At 67.2% G+C, this 20,850-nt stretch carries 17 protein-coding genes; 9 read left to right on the forward strand and 8 right to left on the reverse strand.

Annotated elements, in window-relative coordinates:
* Positions 1-102: 102 nt before the first annotated feature.
* Positions 103-897, reverse strand: a complete 795-nt coding sequence (locus ON32_RS16635; protein ID WP_040791825.1) for an enoyl-CoA hydratase/isomerase family protein — start codon at positions 895-897, stop codon at positions 103-105.
* A gap of 62 nt (positions 898-959) precedes the next feature.
* On the opposite strand from ON32_RS16635, the gene ON32_RS16640 reads away from it, so the two are divergent.
* The 6 genes from ON32_RS16640 (at position 960) to ON32_RS16665 (ending at position 12,363) form a co-directional block, all read left to right on the forward strand.
* Positions 960-1,988 (forward strand): glutathione S-transferase family protein, encoded by a 1,029-nt coding sequence (locus ON32_RS16640; RefSeq protein ID WP_040791826.1) that lies wholly within the window; start codon positions 960-962, stop codon positions 1,986-1,988.
* Between the two features lie 182 nt (positions 1,989-2,170).
* Entirely contained in the window at positions 2,171-2,917 is a 747-nt protein-coding gene (locus ON32_RS16645; RefSeq protein WP_040791827.1) for a hypothetical protein, read from the forward strand.
* Positions 2,914-3,912, forward strand: coding sequence for an ATP-binding cassette domain-containing protein (locus tag ON32_RS16650; protein ID WP_040791828.1), 999 nt, complete (start codon positions 2,914-2,916; stop codon positions 3,910-3,912). The genes ON32_RS16645 and ON32_RS16650 overlap by 4 nt, the downstream gene beginning before the upstream one ends.
* Entirely contained in the window at positions 3,909-4,691 is a 783-nt protein-coding gene (locus ON32_RS16655; RefSeq protein WP_040791829.1) for an ABC transporter permease, read from the forward strand. Before ON32_RS16650 ends, ON32_RS16655 begins: the two co-directional genes overlap by 4 nt.
* 75 nt (positions 4,692-4,766) lie before the next feature.
* Positions 4,767-8,465, forward strand: coding sequence for an ABC transporter ATP-binding protein (locus ON32_RS16660; protein ID WP_040791830.1), 3,699 nt, complete (start codon positions 4,767-4,769; stop codon positions 8,463-8,465).
* Positions 8,466-8,634: 169 nt separating this feature from the next.
* A complete protein-coding gene (locus ON32_RS16665) occupies positions 8,635-12,363 on the forward strand; it encodes a multifunctional oxoglutarate decarboxylase/oxoglutarate dehydrogenase thiamine pyrophosphate-binding subunit/dihydrolipoyllysine-residue succinyltransferase subunit (protein ID WP_040791969.1) in 3,729 nt (1,242 codons plus the stop codon).
* A gap of 170 nt (positions 12,364-12,533) precedes the next feature.
* On the opposite strand, the gene ON32_RS16670 is transcribed toward ON32_RS16665, so the two are convergent.
* Positions 12,534-14,042 carry an MFS transporter gene (locus ON32_RS16670; RefSeq protein ID WP_217998066.1) on the reverse strand — a complete coding sequence of 503 codons (1,509 nt, stop codon included), beginning with the start codon at positions 14,040-14,042 and terminating at the stop codon, positions 12,534-12,536.
* A gap of 32 nt (positions 14,043-14,074) precedes the next feature.
* Here ON32_RS16670 and ON32_RS16675 point away from each other — a divergent pair, with 32 nt between their 5' ends.
* Together ON32_RS16675 and ON32_RS16680 are read left to right on the forward strand one after the other, a co-directional pair.
* The gene (locus ON32_RS16675) at positions 14,075-15,040 is read left to right on the forward strand and encodes a helix-turn-helix transcriptional regulator (protein ID WP_040791831.1); all 966 of its coding nucleotides are present in this window, start codon (positions 14,075-14,077) and stop codon (positions 15,038-15,040) included.
* 66 nt (positions 15,041-15,106) lie between these two features.
* A complete protein-coding gene (locus ON32_RS16680; RefSeq protein WP_040791832.1) occupies positions 15,107-15,982 on the forward strand; it encodes a hypothetical protein in 876 nt (291 codons plus the stop codon).
* A gap of 34 nt (positions 15,983-16,016) precedes the next feature.
* Here ON32_RS16680 and ON32_RS16685 read toward each other — a convergent pair whose 3' ends face one another.
* The 5 genes from ON32_RS16685 to ON32_RS27845 form a co-directional block, all read right to left on the reverse strand.
* A complete protein-coding gene (locus tag ON32_RS16685; RefSeq protein ID WP_217998067.1) occupies positions 16,017-16,676 on the reverse strand; it encodes a CatB-related O-acetyltransferase in 660 nt (219 codons plus the stop codon).
* Positions 16,677-16,793: 117 nt separating this feature from the next.
* Positions 16,794-17,417, reverse strand: a complete 624-nt coding sequence (locus ON32_RS16690) for an NAD(P)-dependent oxidoreductase (RefSeq protein ID WP_040791833.1) — start codon at positions 17,415-17,417, stop codon at positions 16,794-16,796.
* On the reverse strand, positions 17,417-17,854 hold the full coding sequence (locus tag ON32_RS16695) for an SgcJ/EcaC family oxidoreductase (RefSeq protein WP_040791834.1): 438 nt from the start codon (positions 17,852-17,854) through the stop codon (positions 17,417-17,419). Before ON32_RS16695 ends, ON32_RS16690 begins: the two co-directional genes overlap by 1 nt.
* The gene (locus ON32_RS16700) at positions 17,851-18,585 is read right to left on the reverse strand and encodes an SDR family NAD(P)-dependent oxidoreductase (RefSeq protein WP_040791835.1); all 735 of its coding nucleotides are present in this window, start codon (positions 18,583-18,585) and stop codon (positions 17,851-17,853) included. Before ON32_RS16700 ends, ON32_RS16695 begins: the two co-directional genes overlap by 4 nt.
* A complete protein-coding gene (locus ON32_RS27845; RefSeq protein ID WP_083874582.1) occupies positions 18,582-19,238 on the reverse strand; it encodes an SgcJ/EcaC family oxidoreductase in 657 nt (218 codons plus the stop codon). Before ON32_RS27845 ends, ON32_RS16700 begins: the two co-directional genes overlap by 4 nt.
* Before the next feature lie 79 nt (positions 19,239-19,317).
* On the opposite strand from ON32_RS27845, the gene ON32_RS16710 reads away from it, so the two are divergent.
* Positions 19,318-19,785: a MarR family winged helix-turn-helix transcriptional regulator gene (locus ON32_RS16710; protein WP_217998069.1), complete on the forward strand. Its 468-nt coding sequence runs from the start codon at positions 19,318-19,320 to the stop codon at positions 19,783-19,785.
* Positions 19,786-19,803: 18 nt separating this feature from the next.
* Here the strand turns inward: ON32_RS16710 and ON32_RS16715 are convergent, their stop codons facing one another.
* Complete coding sequence (locus tag ON32_RS16715; RefSeq protein WP_040791836.1) at positions 19,804-20,700, reverse strand: NAD(P)-dependent oxidoreductase; 897 nt, start codon at positions 20,698-20,700, stop codon at positions 19,804-19,806.
* Positions 20,701-20,850: the final 150 nt, after the last annotated feature.

A 20,850-nucleotide genomic window follows, 5' to 3' on the forward strand; every position in this document is an offset into this window, starting at 1 on the left:
GCACTGCGACTATATGATGCAGATCACACAAAGGGGGCCGAGTCGACGAAAGTAGCCGACTCGTGACCTCCCCGAAACACCACGACCATCGCATCCGGCCGCTCAGCGACCGGTGTAGGTCGCCTTCCCCGGTCCCACCGCCAGGAAGCTGCGCACGGCATTGCGCAGGTCCTCGGTGTCGAACAGTTCGGCCGACACCTGGGGAGTCACCGAGTCGGCGTGCGCCACCCCGCCGGAACGCCAGGCCGTGACGATCCGCTTGGTGGCCGCGTGTGCCCGGGTGGGTCCTTCGGCAAGCCGATGGGTCAGGGCCACGGCCGCAGCGTCGACATCCTCGTGCACCGCGTTCACCACGCCCCAATCGGCCATGGTCGCCGCGTCGTACAGATCACCGGTCATGACCAGTTCCCGGGCCCGCCCCGAACCGGCCCGCTCGGCCAATCGCTGCGGGCCGCCCATCGACGGGGTCAACCCGACCACGGTTTCCACCAGTCCGAATTTCGCCGTCGGCGCCGCCAGGATCAGATCACAGGCCAGGGCGATTTCGAAGGCCGCGGTGAGGGTGAGTCCGTGGGCGGCGAACACCACCGGGCACGGCAATGCCTCCACGGGATGACAGATCCGGGCGAACAGGTCCTGCCACAGCTCGGCGCCCTGTTCGGCGGTGAGCCCCTCGAAGGTGTGCACATCCACCCCGCCGGAGACGACCTTCCCCTCGGCCCGCAGCAGTGCGGCGCGGGGCGGATTCGCCGTCAGCTCCGCGATATCGGTGATCAGGGAATCGAACATGGCCCGGTCGAAGAGGTTCAACGGCGGATGGGCCAGGGTCAGGGTGGCCACTTCGGCTCCGCCATCGGTAACGGTCCGCTCCAGGCGAGTGGGTTTCGTTTCACTCATACCGGTCAGCCTATGGCCCGGATACCGGCACGGGGCCGCCCGAGTCTGCGAGACTGTCCCGTGTGAGCGAGTCGCAAGCCGAACAGGGCAGGTATGTCGAGAAAACCGAGTTCAAACGCGACACCAACTACATAACCACCCGCATCACGGCCGACGGACGCGACGGCTACCCGGTGGAACCGGGGCGCTACCGGCTGGTCGCCGCCCGAGCCTGTCCATGGGCCAACCGCACCCTGATCGTGCGCCGACTCCTGGGCCTGGAACAGGTGATCTCCCTGGGGCTGTGCGGTCCCACCCACGACAAGCTGAGCTGGACCTTCGACCTGGACCCCGGTGGGGTCGATCCGGTGCTCGGCATCCCGCGACTGCGCGACGCGTACCTGGCCCGCTTCCCGGACTACTCGCGCGGTATCACCGTGCCGGCCATCGTGGACATCCCGACCGGGCAAGTGGTCACCAACGACTACGCGCAGATAACCCTGGACTTCTCCACCGAATGGTCCGCCCACCACCGCGACGGAGCACCGGACCTGTATCCCGAACCCCTACGGGCGGAGATCGACGAGGTGAACGACCGGGTTTTCCGGGACGTGAACAACGGGGTCTACCGTTGCGGTTTCGCCGGCGCCCAATACGCCTACGAACAGGCCTACGACCGCCTGTTCGCCGCGCTGGACTGGCTGTCGGACCGACTGGCCGGCCGACGGTACCTCGTCGGCGACACCATCACCGAGGCCGATGTCCGGCTGTTCACCACCCTGGTCCGCTTCGATCCCGTGTACCACGGTCATTTCAAATGCAACCGGAGCAAACTGACCGAGATGCCGGTGTTGTGGGCCTACGCCCGCGATCTGTTCCAGACCCCCGGTTTCGGCGACACCATCGACTTCGCGCAGATCAAGACCCACTACTACGTGGTGCACACCGATATCAACCCCACCCGGGTGGTGCCCAAGGGCCCAGATCTGTCGAACTGGCTCACTCCGCACGGCCGCGAAGAACTCGGCGGACGTCCGTTCGGTGACGGCACCCCGCCGGGGCCCGTTCCCGAGGCCGAACGGGTCCCCGCAGATGCCAACCCACTGCGCTGACGAACCCGGTCCCACATGGAGACGCAGAACACACGACCGAACGACCTGGGGCGGATCGGGTAATCGACACCTACCCCGGGTATTCGGGAACCGGGCCCTCCGCTCGCGACGTTGTCGTCATGACGTACCGACCGGCTCGGTGCCCTACAGTCTCAGCAGAGGGCGAAGAGGAGGATGACGCCGTGTTCCAAGGGGCGTTCGAGAAAACCGTCATCGAACTGCTCGACAGCGGTTCTCGGTTACAGGCGCCCGCGGTGGCCGAATACGTCGCGCGGTTGCGTCGTTCCCACCCCGGTGAAACCCCCGCGCAGATCATCTCCCGGTTGGAGAAGCAGTATCTGCTCGCGGTGACCGGCAGCGGTGGCGCGGTCGGCGCGGTCGCGGCCCTGCCCGGCGTGGGCACCCTCGCCGCACTCGGCGCGGTCGGTGCGGAAACCACCCTTTTCCTGGAGGTATCGGCCCTGTTCACCCTCGCGGTAGCGGCCGTACACGGAGTCCGGCCCGAGGACTCCGAACAGCGGCGCGCACTGGTGCTGGCCGTGGTGCTGGGCGATGCCGGTATGCAGATCGTGCAGAAGGGCATCGGCAGCTCGGCCAAGAACTGGGGCACCGCCTTCGCCAATCGGATTCCCGGAATCGCCGGCATGAACGATTCGCTGCTCAAGCGGTTCGTCGTCCGGTTCCTCACCAAGCGAATGGCGTTGATGGCGGGCAAGGTGGTGCCCGCCGGGATCGGCGCCGTGATCGGCGGTGCGGGTAACCGGGCCCTCGGCAAGGCCACCGTCAACAATGCGCGCAAGGCGTTCGGACCCGCGCCGACCGCGTGGCCGGACGAGATCCGGATCGTGGACGCCGCGCCGCAGGCCGCCCTGGACAAGGCGGCGCCCGCTTCCTCGACCGCCCCGCGACCCCCGGCCGATCCGCAGTGAGCCCGACGCACCCACCGGCCATCACGGCCCAGGGACTGACCAAACGCTACAACGGTTTCCTCACCGCGGTGCAGGACGTGAGTTTCACCGTCCCCACCGGAACCTCCACCGCCCTGGTCGGGCCACCGGGCTCGGGGAAGACGACCGTCCTCCGCATTCTGCTCGGCCTGATGGAGCCCACCGTGGGGTCGGCCACCGTCGCGGGAACAAACCCGGTGCGCGCCGGTCGCAGCGCGACCGCGGGCGCCGCGCCCACCCGGGTGGGCGCGGTGCTCTCCCCGCGCGGACTGCACCCCCGTCGGACCGTTCGCGACCATCTGCGCGTATGCGCGGCGGCCGCGGGTCTACCGGACTCCCGGGTGCGCGCCGTGTTGGAACTGACCGGACTGGCCGAACGGTCCCGCGCCGAGGCGGGTGCCCTGAGTCCGGGCGAGGAAACCCGGGCCGCGCTGGCCACTGCGCTGCTCACCGACCCACCACTTCTGCTGCTCGACGACCCCCTCCCCGAACAGGACACCGACGAGACGACCTGGCTGCAGGAGTTCCTGCGCGCGCATATCCGTCGCGGCGGTACGGCGCTGTTCACCGCCCGGCGGCTGGCCCCGGTCCTACCGGCGGCCGATGGGCTGGTGGTGCTCGGTGAGGGCACGGTGGTGTACCGGGGCAGCCCGGCCCGGCTGCGACGCGGTAACCCCGACCGGCTTGTCGTCGCATCGTCCTCACCGATCGCCCTGGCGACCATGCTCGCCTCCCGGGGACTGACCGATGCCGTCATCCGCCCCGACGGCCGGCTCGCGGTGGCGGGGGCAACCGAAACGGAGATCGTGGCCGCCGCGCACGCCGCCGCCGTTCGCCTGGACGGTATCGTCGCCGACCCGATCCACCCGGATCGAGTGTTGGCGTCCCTGACCAAACCGACAGCGCGTCCCGCTCCGGCACCCGGCTACCGGATGCCGCAACCGTCCACTCCGATGCCGCACGGGGTTCCTCGATGATCGATGTCGTACCGGCGGATCTGCTTCCGCCGCTCCATGCCGAATACCGCAAGGTGGTCACGCTGCGGTATGCCCGGGTGCCGGCCGTACTGATCCCGGTCGTCGCGCTGTTGGCCGCGTCCACCACCGCCATCCTGGCCGGACCGCAGGATCCGCGCGGCGAACCGGCGACCGGCACCGCCACCGTGGGGTTGTATCTGGCGCTGGCGGTCGTGATTCTTGCGGTGGGTGCGTTCGCCGCCGCGAGCGCCGGGTCCGAACACCGCTACGACACGATCGCCGTGACGGCGTTGTTCACCCCCGACCGCGATCGACTGGCCGGAGCGAAGATGCTGGTCGCCGCCGGTGTGGCCTTGGTCGCCGCGCTCACCACGGAAGTGGTGGCGTTGGCGTGCCTGTTGGTGTTCGGCCGCGACAAATTCGAGTTCGGCGCCACGCTGTTCGGAGCGTTGGGCGGTGGACTGCTGACCGCGGTCTGTTGGGCGGTGATCGGGACCGGCCTCGGGCTGTGGCTGCGTTCCCCGCTCACCGCGGTGGGGGTGATGCTGGGCTGGCCGCTGTTCGCCGAACCGCTCGTCTGGGCGGTTACCAGCGGCCTCGGCCTGCCGGGCCTGGCGACCCTGCTGCCCACCTCGTCGACGGTGAGCACAATGGCCGTCGGTTCGTTCTCCGACAGCGATATCCTCGCCCCCACCCCGGCCGCGATGGTGGTTCTGCTCCTGTGGACCCTCGGCATCGGCGGTTTGGGCTGGTGGTCGGTGCGCACCGACGAGCTCTGAGCCCGGGACCGGGGAACAACGACCCGTCGGTGGGCGTCGTTATCGTGGATGGCACGAAACGACAGGGGAACGAGCATGAAGGCGGCCGAAGACGGCAGTCCGTCCGAGATGGGCTGGCTACGCCGGATCCGGTCGGAATGTCTGCGCCATCGCGGCACGGTGGCGGGTATCGCGGTAACACTGGTGGCGGGTGCGGCCGCTGAGATCGTGGCACCGCTGCTCACCAAACGGGCGGTCGACGCGGCCGGGGTCGGCGATACCCATGTGATCGGGATCGTCGCCGGTCTGCTGGTGCTGTCGGCCGCGGGCCGCTTCGTCGCGGCGTTCGGACGGCGGCTGTTGGCCGGCCGGCTCTCCTTGGATGTGCAGCACGCCCTGCGGGTGGCTCTGTTGGGGTCGTTGCAGCGCCTGGACGGCGCCGGACAGGATGCGCTGCGCACCGGACAGGTGGTTTCTCGATCCATCACCGATCTGCAATTGGTGCAGGGCCTGCTGGCCATGGCTCCACTGTCGGGTATGGCGTTGTTGCAGTTCCTGCTCGCCGCCGGGGTGATGCTGTGGCTGTCACCCTTACTGGCCGGGGTGGCGCTGCTGATGGTTCCCGCGGTCGCGGCGGTGGTGTACCGGTTGCGACCGCGGCTGCACGCGGCCACCTGGTCGGCCCAGCAGCGCGCCGCCGAACTCGCCCAGCACGTCGAGGAAACCGTGACGGGGGTGCGGGTGGTCAAGGGCTTCGGTCAGGAAGCCCGGATGGTCGACCGTCTGGAACGACACGGACGCACGCTGTTCGCGGAACGGATGCGGGCCGCCTCGATCAATTCCCGATTCGCGCCCACTCTGGCCGCGATCCCGCAGGCGGGTCTGGTCGCGGTGATCGCCTTCGGGGGAATTCTGGCCTTGCGCGGCGGTATCGGACTCGGCACATTCCTCGCGTTCACCGCCTATGTGACCACCATGACCACCACCGCCCGCGTCATGGCCTCGGTGGTGATCATGGCCCAGCTCACCCGGGCCGCCGCCGAGCGGGTGTACCAGGTGATCGACGCCGCGCCCACGATCGCCGACCCACCCCTGCCGGTCCCGCTGCCGGAGGGCCCGCTCGGCATCGAGATCGAGGGATTGACCTTCGGATTCGATCCCGACCAACCGGTGCTGCGCGATCTGGACCTGACGGTGCGCCCCGGCGAAACGGTGGCGGTCATCGGCCCATCCGGTTCCGGTAAGACCACACTGTCGCTGCTGCTGCCGCGCTTCTACCGTCCCGACTCCGGCCGTATCCGACTGTTCGTGGACCCGACCGAGGACACGACCGGCAACGGTCGGCGGCGGGTGGCCGTCGATATCGCCGATGTCCGCGCCGAGCAACTGCGGGAGGCCATCGGAGTCGTCCTCGACGACCCATTTCTCTTCAGCGACACCATTGCCGCGAATATCGCCCTCGGCCGCCCGGATGCCACCGACGCCGAGATCCGGCACGCGGCGAAGCTGGCCGTGGCCGACGAGTTCATCGAACGATTACCCGACGGCTATGACACCGTGGTCGGCGAACGCGGACTCACCCTGTCCGGCGGACAGCGGCAACGCGTCGCCCTGGCCCGGGCATTACTGGCCCGCCCTCGCATCCTGGTGCTGGACGACGCGACCTCGGCCGTGGACGCGGTGACCGAAGCGGCCATTTTCGGGGCGCTTCCCGACACCGGTACGCGCACCACCCTGATCCTGGCCCACCGGGAATCCACCCTCGCCCACGCCGACCGGGTCATCCGCCTCCCCGCCCCCGTCACAACCCCCACGTCCGGGGTCGATCCGACACCGGACCGGTCACCGACCGCGACGAGCGGCCGGGACCGGACCGCCCGCGTATCCGCCGATCTGGGCGAGACCCCCCAACTGCGTCGCGCCCTCGAGAAACTACCGCCGGCCACCGAGGAGCCCGGCCTCGACGACCGACGCCTGCGCGCACCCGATCCGGAATTCCGGCTGCTCCGGCTGTTGTGGCCGGTGCGCGGGCTGGTGTCGGCCGTTATGGTGTTGCTCGCGCTCGACGCGCTCATCGGCATCGGCTTCCCGCCGATCGTGCGGTACGCCATCGACACCGGCGTCACCGGCGCCGATCCGAACGCGCTGACCCGAGCGGCGCTGCTGGGTGCCTTGCTGGTCGCAGTGGGTTGGGTGGTGGCCGCATCCCTCACCGTCCTCACCGCCCGCACCGGCGAACGCGTCCTCTACGGCCTGCGCGTACGCAGTTACGCCCACCTACAGCGGCTCGGACTGGACTACTACGAACGGGAGATGTCCGGACGGATCATGACCCGGATGACGACCGACGTGGACGCGTTGAGCACCTTCCTGCAGACCGGGGTGTCGACCGCGCTGGTGAGCGCGCTGTCCCTGCTCGGTATCGCGGCCGCGTTGCTGGTGATCGATATCGACCTGGCGGCGGTGGTGCTGCTGGGCGTATTGCCGCCGCTGATCGTGGCCACGGTGATCTTCCGTCGGGTCTCCTCGGTGGCCTACAGCGTCTCCCGCGAGCACGTCGCCACCGTCAATGCCGATTTCCAGGAGAACATCGCCGGGTTACGAGCGGTCCAGGCTTATCGACACGAACGGCCCGCGGCGCAACGCTTCGCCGAATACTCACTGCGTTACCGACACAGCCGAATGCGGGCCCAGCGTGCCATCGCGCTGTATTTCGCCTTCGTGGTGGCGTGGTCGGATCTGGCGCTGGCCCTGGTGGTCTTCCTCGGCGCCCACGCAGTGGCCGCAGGCGGTATCAGCGCGGGTACCCTGGTCGCGTTCGTGCTGTATCTGGAGCTGCTGTTCGGCCCGATCCAACAACTGTCCCAGGTCTTCGACGGCTACCAGCAGGCCCGGGTGGGGTTGCGCCGGATCGGCGCCCTCCTGCGCACCCCGTCCTCGATCGCCGCCGACCGGGACGACGCGGTATCGATTCCCGACCGGTTGCGCGGCGAGGTCACCATGCGGAACCTGCGATTCCACTACCCGGGAAGCGAACGCCCCGCACTCGACGGAATCGATCTGGATATCCCGCCGGGAACGACATTGGCACTGGTCGGGGCCACCGGCGCAGGCAAATCGACCATCGTGAAGCTGTTGGCCCGCCTCTACGACCCCACGCCCACCGATACCGGGCGAATCCGGGTGGACGGAGTCGATATCCGGGACTATCGGCTGTCGGACTACCGCCGCAGGCTCGGCATCGTCCCGCAGGAAGCCCATCTGTTCACCGGCGATATCGCCGGCAATATCGCTTTCGGCAAACCTTCCGCAAGCGATGCCGCGATCGCCGAGGCCGCTCGGGCGGTGGGTGCGGACGAGATGATCGCCACCCTGCCGATGGGGATGCGGCAGCCGGTCGGTGAACGCGGTCGCGGCCTGTCGGCGGGCCAGCGACAGTTGATCGCATTGGCCCGGGCCCAGCTGGTGGATCCGGATCTCCTGCTCCTGGACGAGGCCACGGCCACCCTCGACCCGGAGACCGAGCAGAAGGTATTGGTCGCCACCGGTTCGCTGGCCCGGGATCGCACCACCATCGTGGTCGCGCATCGCTTGGCCACCGCCGCCCGCGCGGATCGGATCGCTGTGGTCGCCCACGGTCGAATCGTCGAAACCGGTACCCATGCCGAACTACTCGCCACCGGCGGTGAGTATGCCCGCCTGTGGGCAGCAGCGGGTAACGAAAAGGGCATATTCTCGATAGAGGACGAAGCACCAACAATGAAGTCGGGGCTGTCGGGTGGTGGGGTTGCGTGACCATCGGGCGCGTGGGCCTATCCTCTGAAAGGGCGCATCGGCATATCTCCGCCGATCCCCGGGCCGGGCACGTCACAAACGTCGCAGCGCGAAGAACGAAATGAGGCGAACACCTGCTGTGAGCAGCTCAACTTCCCAGTTCGGACAGAACCAGTGGCTGGTCGACGAGATGTATCAGAAGTTCCAGCAAGACCCATCGTCGGTCGACGAAAGCTGGCACGAGTTCCTCGCCGATTACAACCCCGAGACAGCCGGTGACGCGGGAGCCGACCAGGTCGCCTCCGCGCCGCAGACCCGACCCGCGCCGTCCACCAACAGCGCGCCCGCCCCGGCTGCCGCGCCGGCCACGAACAGCGCGGCCACCGCCCCGGCGAAATCGGCCGGAGCGGTTGCCGCGACCACCGCCACCACCTCCGCGGCCAAGAGCACCACGCCGCAGCAGGTGCGCAAACCGCAAACCACCCCGGCGCGTAACACCAACGCCGCGCCCACCTCGGGGGCCCCGAAACCGGCCGCGGCCGAAGATCAGTCCAAGGTCTTACGCGGGGCCGCCGCGGCGGTCGCCAAGAACATGTCGGCGTCGCTGTCCATCCCGACCGCGACCAGCGTCCGCGCCATACCGGCCAAGCTGATGATCGACAACCGTCTGGTCATCAACAACCATCTGGCCCGCACTCGCGGTGGCAAGATCTCCTTCACCCACCTACTGGGTTACGCCATCGTGCAGGCGGTCAAGTCCTTCCCGAACATGAACCGGCATTTCGCCGAGATCGACGGTAAGCCACACGCGGTCACCCCCGCGCACACCAACCTGGGCCTGGCCATCGACCTGCCGGGCAAGGACGGCAGCCGGTCGTTGGTCGTCGCCGCCATCAAGGGCGCCGAGGAGATGAGCTTCGGGCAGTTCCACAGCGCCTACGAGGACATCGTCCGCCGGGCACGCGAGGGCAAACTCACCACCGAGGACTTCTCCGGTGTCACCATCTCGCTGACCAACCCGGGCACCATCGGCACCGTGCACTCGGTGCCGCGGCTGATGCCCGGCCAGGGTGCAATCATCGGCGCGGGCGCCATGGAGTACCCGGCCGAGTTCCAGGGTATGAGCGAGGAACGCCTCGCCGAGATCGGTGTGGGCAAGCTGATGACGCTCACCTCCACCTACGACCACCGCATCATTCAGGGTGCGGAGTCGGGCGATTTCCTGCGCACCATCCACAACCTGCTGATCGCCGACGAGTTCTACGACGAGATCTTCCATGGTCTGGGTGTGCCGTACGAGCCGGTGCGCTGGCGCAAGGACGTCCGGGAACGCGGTATCGACAAGAGCACCCGCGTCCAGGAGCTGATCGCCGCCTACCGCAACCGCGGCCACCTGATGGCCGACACCGATCCACTGCGCCTGGTCAAGGACAAGTTCCGCAGCCACCCCGACCTGGACGTCACCCAGCACGGCCTGACCCTGTGGGACCTGGACCGCGAGTTCAACGTGGGCGGTTTCCACGGTCAGGAACGGATGAAGCTGCGCGATGTGCTGTCGGTGCTGCGTGACGCCTACTGTCGACACGTCGGTGTCGAATACACCCACATTCTGGATCCCGAACAGCGGAAATGGATTCAGGACCGGGCCGAGCAGAAGCACGTCAAACCGACCGTCGCCCAACAGAAGTACATTCTGAACCGGCTCAACGCGGCCGAGGCGTTCGAAACCTTCCTACAGACCAAGTACGTCGGGCAGAAGCGGTTCTCGTTGGAGGGCGCCGAATCGGTGATCCCGATGATGGACGCCGTGATCGACCAGTGCGCCGAGCACGCCCTCGACGAGGTCGTCATCGGTATGCCGCACCGCGGTCGGCTCAATGTGTTGGCCAATATCGTCGGCAAGCCGTACTCGAAGATATTCACCGAGTTCGAGGGCAATATGAACCCGGCCGCCACCCACGGCTCGGGCGATGTGAAGTACCACCTCGGCGCCGAGGGCAACTACCTGCAGATGTTCGGCGACAACGAGATCAAGGTCTCGCTCACCGCCAACCCCTCGCATCTGGAGGCGGTCGACCCGGTGCTGGAGGGCCTGGTCCGCGCCAAGCAGGACCTGTTGGACAAGGGCGACGGCCCCGAGGGCTTCTCGGTGGTGCCACTGCTGCTGCATGGTGACGCCGCGTTCGCCGGCCAGGGTGTGGTCGCCGAAACCCTGAACATGTCGGGTCTGCGCGGTTACCGGACCGGTGGCACCATCCACATCGTGGTGAACAACCAGATCGGTTTCACCACCGCGCCGGAGAACAGCCGCTCCACCGAATACTGCACCGATATCGCCAAGTTCATCGGCGCCCCGATCTTCCACGTCAACGGCGACGACCCGGAGGCGTGCGACTGGGTGGCCCGGTTGGCGGTCGATTTCCGGCAGAAGTTCCGCAAGGACGTCGTGATCGATCTGATCTGCTACCGTCGCCGCGGCCACAACGAGGGCGACGACCCGTCGATGACCCAGCCCTACATGTACGACGTCATCGACACCAAGCGCAGCGTCCGCAAGAGCTACACCGAAAGCCTGATCGGCCGTGGCGATATCTCGCTGAAAGAGGCCGAGGACGCCCTGCGCGACTACCAGGGCCAGTTGGAGCGGGTGTTCAACGAGGTCCGTGAGCTGGAGAAATACCCACCGGAGCCGAGCGCGTCCGTCGAGGAGGACCAGACCGTCCCCGGTACGGTGCACACCGCGGTGGACAAATCGGTGCTGCAGCGCATCGGTGACGCCTTCATCAATGTGCCCGAGGGCTTCAATGTCCACCCACGGGTCAAGCCGGTGCTGGAGAAGCGCCGCGAAATGGCCTACGAGGGCAAGATCGACTGGGCCTTCGCCGAGCTGCTGGCCTTCGGCACGCTCATCGACGAGGGCCGGGCGGTGCGCCTGACCGGTCAGGACTCCCGGCGCGGCACCTTCACCCAGCGGCATGCGGTGCTCATCGACCGCAAGACCGCCGAGGAGTACACACCGCTGCACAACCTCGGCAGCGCCAACCCCGGCTGGTTCGCCGTCCACGACTCGGCACTGAGCGAATTCGCCGCCGTCGGCTTCGAATACGGCTATTCGCTGGGCAACCCGGACGCGCTGGTGTTGTGGGAGGCGCAGTTCGGTGACTTCGTCAACGGCGCCCAGTCGATCATCGACGAGTTCATCTCCTCCGGTGAGGCCAAGTGGGGGCAGCTGTCGGAGGTCGTGTTGCTGTTGCCGCACGGTCACGAGGGTCAGGGCCCGGACCACACCTCCGGCCGGATCGAACGTTTCCTCCAGCTGTGCGCGGAGGGCTCGATGACGGTCGCGGTGCCGTCCACCCCGGCCAACTACTTCCACCTGCTGCGCCGGCACGTGCTCGATGGTATCCGCCGGCCGCTGATCGTCTTCACCCCGAAGTCGATGCTGCGCAACAAGGCGGTGGTCAGTGATCTGAAGGACTTCACCGAGAGCAAGTTCCGTTCGGTGTTCGACGAACCCGCCTACGAGCAGGGCGTCGGCGACCGCGAGAAGGTGAAGCGGATTCTGTTGACCAGCGGCAAGCTCTACTACGAGCTGGCGGCGACCAAGGCCAAGCAGAAGCGCGAGGACATCGCGATCGTGCGGATCGAGCAGCTGTACCCGATTCCGCAGTACCGCCTGAACGAGTCGCTGGCCGGTTACCCGAACGCCACCGATATCGCCTGGGTCCAGGAAGAGCCGGCCAACCAGGGCGCCTGGCCGTTCTTCGGTCTGCACCTGCCCGAGATTCTCCCGGATCGGCTGGGCAAACTGCGCCGTATCTCGCGGCGCGCCATGTCGGCCCCGTCCTCGGGTTCGAGCAAGGTACACGCGGTGGAGCAGGCCGAGATCATCGAAGAGGCCTTCGAACCGACCAACTGATCGACAGCATGTGAAGGGCCGAACCCCGGACGGGGTTCGGCCCTTTGCCGTACCGGCTCGACCGGTCCACTCGAACGGGTTGAGCGTTGCCACGCCACAGCGCTCGATATCTCGGACATTTCGCGTCATCAGTGTCCAGACGTACCCGGGTGCGGTCGCCGCGCAGTTCCCTATTCCGAAGGATCGGCCGTGGTCTTCGGTAGCGCGAGCATCACGAAGGCGGAGACCACATAGAGCGCAGCGGAAATGAGCAGGACCGTTGCCAGCGCCCGACCGTAGTCGGCCAGGGCCGGTGCGCCGGCGGCCGAGTCGGTGACAGCGGCGAAGAAGACCGTGCCGAGGGCTGCGATGCCCACGGCCCCGCCGATCTGATTGACGGTGGACAACACCCCACCCGCGGCGCCCGCGTTACGTGCCGAGACACCCGCGAGAACGACGTTGACGAGAATGGGTGCGGCAAGCCCCAGCCCGAGGCCGCCCACGAACAAGGAGAGGGCGAGCGCCCAATACCCGGGATTGGCACCGTCTTTCACAATGCCCCAGAGCAGGAGCTGGGACACCGCGATGATGAGTGACCCGGTGATCAGCAGGACCCGGCCCGCCTTGGCGGCCAGAGCGACACCGACACCGGAGGTGATGATCGAGCCGAGGGCATACGGCAGGATGACCAGCCCCGTTTCCCACGCGGTCCGGCCGGTGCCGTTCTGCAGATAAACCGACATCGTGAGGAAGAACGATCCGATAGCGCCGAAGAACAGCACCGAGGCGGCCAGGCCGACGGCGAAGGCCCTGATACCGAGCAGCGCCGGATCGAAGACGGGTTCGCCTCCTCGTCGAGCGAGGCGACGTTCATGGACGAGGAAGATCGTGAGCACGACGACACCGACGGTGAGCAGGACATAGCTGCCCCACGTCCATCCCCAGGTCTCGGTCTGGATGATCGGCAGCAGCAACAGCAGGATGCCCGCCGCCGCCAACAGCGCACCCATGAGATCCGAGCGCGCGGTCGAGGTCGAGCGGGACTCCGGCAGAATCCGAGCGCCGATGAGCAGCGCCAGGATCGAGACGGGAACATTGATCCAGAAGATGGTGCGCCAGCCCAGACCGAATACATCGGCCTCGACGAGCAATCCGCCCAGCAGCGGACCCGCGACCGAGGCGAGCCCCTGTACCGCCCCATAGGCGCCGAATGCCTTCGCGCGCTCCGCCGGCGCGAAGGAGGCCCGGATTATCCCGAATACCTGCGGAACCATCACTCCGGCGGCCAGCCCCTGCGCGGCCCGCATCCCGATGAGCATTCCCGCATCGATGGCGAGCGCACACAAGGCGGAGGTGGCCATGAACCCGGCCAGGCCGATCAGGAACAGCAGCTTGCGACCGAACTGGTCGCCGAGCCGGCCGCCGGTGATCAGGCCCGCCCCCAGGGTGAGGGTGTAGGCGGCGATCGTCCATTGGATCTGGGCATCGTTCGCCCCGAGGTCGCGGGTTATCGCCGGGGCCGCGACGGTGACGATCGTCGCATCCAGCAAATCCATGAACGAGCCGAACAACACGACGAGCAGTGCCGCGCTCGCGCCCGCGCCGGAAACAACCGCTGCGGGAGTGCCCGTGTGGGGCACGCCCTCCCGGTAATCCTGTGATGTGGTCATGGTCGGCAGGATGGCAGGCATAGTGGCCATCGAATGGCCACCTCATCGAAGAGAATCGGCCTATGGCCACAACCTCCGCCCGGGCCCTGAAACTCTTATCGATCTTCGGGATCGGCACCACCCTGACCGCCGCCGAACTCGCCACCAGACTCGGGGTATCCGTTCGGACCGTGCGCCGGGATATCGACACTCTCAGAGATCTCGGCTACGAGATAACGGCCGTACACGGGGCGGGCGGAGGGTATCGGCTCGGCCGCGCCACCCGCCTACCCCCGATCGTCTTCGACGAGGACCAGGCGACGGCCGCGGCCGTCGCACTGCAAACCGCTCCCGCGGTCCTGTCGGGCCTCCGCGAGAACTCCGCGCGGGCTCTCGCCACGTTGTACCAGGCGATGCCTGCCCGCAGCCGGGCTCGGGCCGAAGTGTTCACCGTTTCCGCGGCTCGCAACTACTGGGAGTTCCCCGCACCCCCGATCGACGCCGAGATCGTGCGCACCCTCGGCACCGCGATCAACCGGCGACACCTCGTCCGCGTGGACTACGGCGACGCCGAGCCGGCCACACTCACTCTGCAACCGCACGAGCTGGTGGTATGGGCGGCCCGGTGGTATCTGGTCGCCTTCGACATCGACGCGCGCCGCTGGCGGGTGATGCGAGTCGATCGCATCACCCCACGCCTGCCCACGCACATCCCTTTTCAGCGCCGCGAAGTCCCGCACGGCGGCCCCGTGGCCATGGTCATGAACACTTACGACCGCGGTGACGCCACGGCCGAATGGCCATGTCGCGGCTCGGCGATCATCGCCCTGCCCGCATCCGTCGTCGCCCGCTTCGCTCCTGGTGGATCGACGGTCGCCTACGACACCGAAACCAGCTGCCGACTCGCCCTCGGCGCCTGGTCATGGGCCGGCCTCGCAGGTCTGCTGCTCACCTTCGACGCCGATATCACCCGGATCGAACCGACAGAACTCCGGCAAGCGCTGCACGCCCTACGGGATCGGATCGACAGAGGACTCGAGCACGAGTGATCATCGAATTCGAATCGACAACGACCGTTTTGCGCAGTAGGTGCGCGGTACGGCACGGTAACGACCATGGTCGGCGAGCTGGATGCCGCGTGGCGGGCTGTGCGTGATGTGCTCGGCGCGGCCGCCAAGGACTACAGCGCCGCGGCCGCCGCGATACCCGCACACACCGCCCGCGACGTCACCGAGGTCGCCGCCCGGGCCGTGGACACCGACGCGTCAAGCGCACCGGCCTTGACGACCGCATCCCCCGATACACCCCGCGACACCACGAACACCGCGACATCCGCCACCTATGTACGCGGCCGCGATCTGATCGACGAGATCGACTACACCGCGCTCCAGCTTGCCAGAAGCAGATCCTCGAGTTCCCACCCGATGTTCGAGGAGATCCAGCGGCTACAGGGATTCGACGGTCCCCCCACCATCACCACCCCACACGAGGTCGACGCGGCGATCGCGGCGGGTGGGCAGGAGCTGTTCCGCGGGTTCGAGAAGGATCGCTACCGCGACGACTTCCTCACCGGCCCGGTGCGACCCGGCGGCGGCCCCACCGGAGCCGGGACGTACGCCACACCGCTGGAAGAGGTCGCCCTCCACTACGCCGATCCCACCCGTACCCAGGATCTCGCCACCCGACGGGCCCGGGTGCTGCGAATGGCACTACACCCCGAGGCCAGGACGATCACTCTGCGTGACCTCGAATCCGAACGCACCCGCACCTTGTCGCAAATCGAGCGAGAACTCGGGACGGTGCGCTATGCGACGAACCCCACGCCCGAGCAAACGGCTCGCCGTATCGAGCTACAGGCCAAACAGTTGGCGGTGGCCGATATCGGCCGATATGGTGCCCTGCGCGGCTGGGACGCCATCGACGGATCCGACACCTTCTCGAACAAGGAATGGGTCGTGCTCAACCCGACCGCCCTGTTGATCCAACGCTGAGCGCCCGCCGCCCATACGGGACTCCTCGCGCCCGTCAGGCGGTGTGCGCAGCGGCGGCTTCCAGATCGTCGATACTGCCCGACATGATCGTTCGCACATGCTCGGTGATATGCGCGAGCGGCCAGTCCCACCAGGCCACCGCCAGTAGCCGGGCGATATCCGCGTCATCGTAGCGAGTGCGGATGAGTCGGGCCGGGTTACCGCCGACGATGCCGTAATCGGGTACGTCCGCGGTGACCACGGAGCCGGTGCCGATGATCGCGCCGTGGCCGATCCGCACGCCGGACAGCACTGTCGTCCCATAACCGAACCAGACATCGTTGCCGACGACGGTGTCGCCTCGATCGGGCAGACCGGTGAGCAGATCGAAGTGTTGCGACCACGAACCGCCCATGGTGGGGAACGGGAAGGTCGAAGGACCATCCATCCGGTGGTTGGCGCCGTTCATGATGAACCGCACGCCGGTGCCCAGAGCACAGAACTTCCCGATGATCAGCTTTTCCGGTCCATAGTGGTACAGCACATTTCGGGTTTCGAACTCGGTCGCGTGGTCCGGATCGTCGTAGTAGGTGAACTCCCCGACCTCGATCAGCGGGGAGGTGATCAGAGGTTTCAACAGCACCACCCGTGGCTGCTCGGGCATGGGGTGCAAGACGGTGGGGTCCGCGGGCACGAGCACAGGTTTGTCGGGCATGACGAAGCTCCTTCGGAGATCAGGGACGCGGCCTGAGCACCGGTCCGACCGTACTCGACCGGCCGACAACCGAACCGCTGGGCGATCACCGCGCGCAGTGAGGCGGACCGGACGCGGTCAGGACGAGATGGCCACCACGGACCGATAGGTGCGCGGATCATCGATGGCGTCGAGGAGATAATCGGCGAGAACGGCCCGGGAGGTGCGGTGGCCCACCTTCGCGTTCGCGCCCGGTGAAATACGCGGCCCGCCGGTGGCGGGAGCATCGGTCAACCCGGTGGGACGGACCGCTGTCCAACACAGTTCACTCTGCGCGAGCAGATATTCCATCCGAGCCATATCGGAATAGGTGTGCCGCATGATTCGGCGTAGAACGACGGCGAGGAGCCTGGTGCCCGGTCCCGCATCCGCCGGAATGTCCAGGCCCGCCGAGGAGATCACCAATAATCGTCCGCCCGGGGGCATGGCGGTGATGATCTCGGCGGTGGCGGCGGAATAGACGCTGGTGGGACCGCGCCCGGTCGCGCCGAGAGCGGAGATCACCGCAGCGTGTCCGTCGAGCAGTCCGGTCAATGCTCCTGGCACGCCCGGATCGGCCGTGACCACGGTCGATCCGGGCACCGCGGCCGCGGTAGAGGTCGGACGGACTATCGCGGTGACCCGATGTCCTCGGGCCGATGCCCGGTCGACCACCAACCGTCCGGTGCGGCCGGTGGCGCCGAGAACGGCAATGTCTGCCATCAGCGCGCGACAGGACGAGCGGCGGGCCGGGACAGGAAGGTGAAGGCCTCCATGAGCGGCTTGCGCTGGGTTTTCTGCACGGCCGCGATACGCCACTGTCCCGCGGTGTCACGGACGACGGTGTAGGTGGCGAGTTTGCCCAGTTTCTTGGGCCGTCGTTTCGAGGTTTCCCCGCGCGTCACGACAATGGCGGTGTCGGCGCCGTAATAGCGGATATCGAGGATCTCGATCGTCAGACGGGTGTCTTTCAGGAAGCTGTCGAACAGGGCCTGATGGGCGCGACCGATTTCCGCGCCGCCGTGGTAGACGGTACCGACATAGGTGACGTCGGTGGCGTCGTCGGTGAAACAGGCGCCGTAGGCGGCGCCGTCACCACGGTCCCACGCCTGCCGGCTGCGGTCGATGAGGTCGTGAATGGCGGTGGTGTCGGTGGTCATTTCGTTTTCCTTCGATCGGACATCGCGGCCAGGGCGGCCCGACGGGGTAGTAGCCGTAAGACGGCGGTGAACAGCCGGTTGACCGGGCCGGTGAATACGACGGGACCTGTTCGGCCGGACAGGGCTTTCCGAGCGTGTTCCACCACCTGTTCGGGGGTCTGGACCAGCCATGGCGGTACATCGGTTGCGGTTTGGGATGCGGTGGCGGTAACACCCGGACACAGGGCGAACACCTGTATGCCGCGTGACCGCTGCTCGTGCCACAGCGTTTCGGAGAACGCCGTGACGAAGGCCTTGGTCGCGCTGTAGACGGCGAGTCCGGGTTTCGGGTTGTGTCCGAGCGTCGAGGACACGTTCACCACAGCGCTGCCGGGCGGGGCCACGCCGAGGAACGCGTAGGCCAGGGTGACCACCGCACGACAGTTCAAATCAATTGTGCCAAGCGATGATTCGAGTTCAACGGTGATGAAGTCGCCGTGCGTTGCGGTGCCGGCATTGTTGATCAGCAGCGTGTAGTTCCCGCTACGGAGTCGTTGTGCGACCACGCGCAGCCCTTCGTCGGAACCGAGATCGGCGGCGAGATAATCGTGTCCCGCACCGAGCTCGGCGATCAGCGACTCGAGACTCTCGGTTCCCCGGGCCACGGCGGTCACCGAACAACCCTGCGATGCAAGCGCTACCGCGAAGGCTCGTCCGATTCCGGCGCCGGCGCCGGTCACCATTGCCCTCATCGTTCGGCCTCCGGCTTCGTCGCCGAATCGAACAGGAACGAGATGCGCTCCATCACCGGTTGCCGCTGGGTGTTGTGGAAACTCGCGATCCGCCACTGTCCGTCGGTTTCCCGCACCAGGGTGTAGGTCTGCGTCTTGGACAGCTTCGCCGGACGTTCACCCTCGTAGCGGTCACCGCGGCTGGTGACGATCGCGACGTCGTGGCCGTGGAAACGCGCCCCGAGGAAGGAGTCGGCGAGTTTGGTGCCCTTCAGGAATCCCGAGAACAGGGCCCGATGCGCCTCGGTCAGATCACGACGGCCCACATAGTGGGTGCCCAGGAAGGTGGTGTAGGTGGCGTTCTCGGTGAAGGTCGCACCGAACGCGTCGGCGTCGTTGCGGCCCCAGGCCGCGGTCATGGTGGCGATGGTCGCGCACACCGCCCGCAGATCGTCGACACTGCCGGCGTCCGGGGTGACCTGCGTGCATTCGGCGACACCGGTATTGCGGACATCGGAGGTGCGATCCAGCCATACGTATCCGCCGGCGGTGACGACGCCGAGTGTCAGCACCGCGGCACCGAGGGCGCGCAGCGCGGTACGGCCGCGTGTCCTGCGCGGTGTGGTGGGTTCGGTCTCGACGGTGGCCGACGTCATGGCGGTAGCCCTTCTCATGCTATTCTCTTCTCGAAAGATTTAACTTCCTAGAAGATTTCTCTTCGTTTGAGAAGAGATTAGGAGAAAGGACTTCGCCGTGTCAACACGTCCACGAGAAGACGATCCCGGCCTGATCTTTCGCCGATACCTGAGTTCGGTGGTGCTCCACGCACAGGCCGGGGCGAAGGCGGTCGGACTCGGTGCGACGGATCTGTACGCGCTGAACATCCTGGAACTGAACGGGGCCATGACCCCCGGCGAACTCGGCGCCCGCGCCGGCCTGACCACGGGCCCCACCACCCGCCTCATCGACCGCCTGGAACAGGCCGGCTACGTGCGCCGCGCCGCCGCGCCGGGTGATCGCCGCAAGGTCATGGTCGAACCCGTCGACCGGCCGGCCGACCTCGATCGGGTCCTGTCGTCCGCCCGTCGCGAGATCGGCGCCATCATCGAGAGCTACCCGCCCGAACAGCGCGAGCTCCTCTTCGACTACTTCGCCCGCGCCGCCGACGCCTATCGGCGGGCCACGGCCGAGATCGCCGAACGGGACCCGTCCGGCGATTGACGTCCTCCTGGCCCGATATCACCGCCGGTCGTTTTCCAACAGCTCGAATAGACCGGAAAAGCCCTGATCACCGTGACCGTCGGCAACTCGTTTCTCCATCAGCCTCCATACCTCACGCATCCGCGTCGTATCCACACCGAGAGACTCCCGGTGCTCGACGAGGTCGCCCATCAGCGCGACCTGTACCGACAGCGGCCCGAGATCCGGCGGGTATGTACGGTCGCGGACGGCTTCCCCGATTGCCGTCAGCAATGGCGGATAGGCGGTAATGGAACCGGCGAGGCGCGCGGCGAACTCCCCGACGTCGACCCCCTCCTTGCGCACCAACCGGAGCGTATGCAGAAAACCGATGAGAATCTCGTACCCCATCGCCACCTGGGCCATGAACTCGACGGACGCCAGGCCGGCGTCGGCACCGTAATACGTGGGGGTGCCCAACTTCCGCAACATCGCCTCGTAGGTCTCGAACGCGGTCCGAGATCCGCTGTAGGAGAACATTACCCGGTCCGAACCCAGGTCCGGCGGATCTCCCATCACCCCGCCGTCCAGATATTCGGCGCCATACTCGGTGACCCACCGCTGGATCGCGCGGGCCCGACCCGGGGAACCGCTGGTGACGTTTACCAATGTCTTGCCCGATATGGCGTCACCGACGGCGGCCAGGACGTCCTCGACCGCATCGTAGTCGAGAACACAGAGCACGACCAGCGGTGCGGCGGCGACCGCTTCCGCGGCCGTCGCCGCCGTCGAGGCACCGGCCTCGACCAGCGGTTCACTCTTGTTTGCCGTGCGATTCCAGACCGTCGTGGGATGGCCGCGATCCAGGAAGACCCGCGCGATCGCGGATCCCATGGCACCGAGGCCGAGCACGGTTACAGGGGTCGATGCGGCGTCGGAGGCCGTCTCGGTACTCATGAAAAGGGACGATAGAACCTCGAGTAAAGTTGAGGTCAACTTACCGAATGCGGACTTCGTTCGCCCACCGGCACACCAGCACCGGAAACACCGCTCGAATCACATGGTCGCGAGCGTCACGCGGCCCTCTCCATTTCGAGACACAGGTCA

The organism is Nocardia paucivorans NBRC 100373 (assembly GCF_000308675.1).
In the GTDB taxonomy this organism is placed as follows: domain Bacteria; phylum Actinomycetota; class Actinomycetes; order Mycobacteriales; family Mycobacteriaceae; genus Nocardia; species Nocardia paucivorans.

What these genes read in the sequence shown, in the direction of transcription:
- ON32_RS16690 (WP_040791833.1), bottom strand. Translation starts at nt 17,417, where the DNA reads ATGGCAGACATTGCCGTTCTCGGCGCCACCGGCCGCACCGGACGGTTG.
- ON32_RS16685 (WP_217998067.1), bottom strand. Translation starts at nt 16,676, where the DNA reads ATGCCCGACAAACCTGTGCTCGTGCCCGCGGACCCCACCGTCTTGCAC.
- ON32_RS27845 (WP_083874582.1), bottom strand. Translation starts at nt 19,238, where the DNA reads ATGAGAAGGGCTACCGCCATGACGTCGGCCACCGTCGAGACCGAACCC.
- ON32_RS16665 (WP_040791969.1), top strand. Translation starts at nt 8,635, where the DNA reads ATGTATCAGAAGTTCCAGCAAGACCCATCGTCGGTCGACGAAAGCTGG.
- ON32_RS16695 (WP_040791834.1), bottom strand. Translation starts at nt 17,854, where the DNA reads ATGACCACCGACACCACCGCCATTCACGACCTCATCGACCGCAGCCGG.
- ON32_RS16680 (WP_040791832.1), top strand. Translation starts at nt 15,107, where the DNA reads ATGGTCGGCGAGCTGGATGCCGCGTGGCGGGCTGTGCGTGATGTGCTC.
- ON32_RS16715 (WP_040791836.1), bottom strand. Translation starts at nt 20,700, where the DNA reads ATGAGTACCGAGACGGCCTCCGACGCCGCATCGACCCCTGTAACCGTG.
- ON32_RS16655 (WP_040791829.1), top strand. Translation starts at nt 3,909, where the DNA reads ATGATCGATGTCGTACCGGCGGATCTGCTTCCGCCGCTCCATGCCGAA.
- ON32_RS16675 (WP_040791831.1), top strand. Translation starts at nt 14,075, where the DNA reads ATGGCCACAACCTCCGCCCGGGCCCTGAAACTCTTATCGATCTTCGGG.
- ON32_RS16670 (WP_217998066.1), bottom strand. Translation starts at nt 14,042, where the DNA reads ATGGCCACTATGCCTGCCATCCTGCCGACCATGACCACATCACAGGAT.
- ON32_RS16635 (WP_040791825.1), bottom strand. Translation starts at nt 897, where the DNA reads ATGAGTGAAACGAAACCCACTCGCCTGGAGCGGACCGTTACCGATGGC.
- ON32_RS16700 (WP_040791835.1), bottom strand. Translation starts at nt 18,585, where the DNA reads ATGAGGGCAATGGTGACCGGCGCCGGCGCCGGAATCGGACGAGCCTTC.
- ON32_RS16660 (WP_040791830.1), top strand. Translation starts at nt 4,767, where the DNA reads ATGAAGGCGGCCGAAGACGGCAGTCCGTCCGAGATGGGCTGGCTACGC.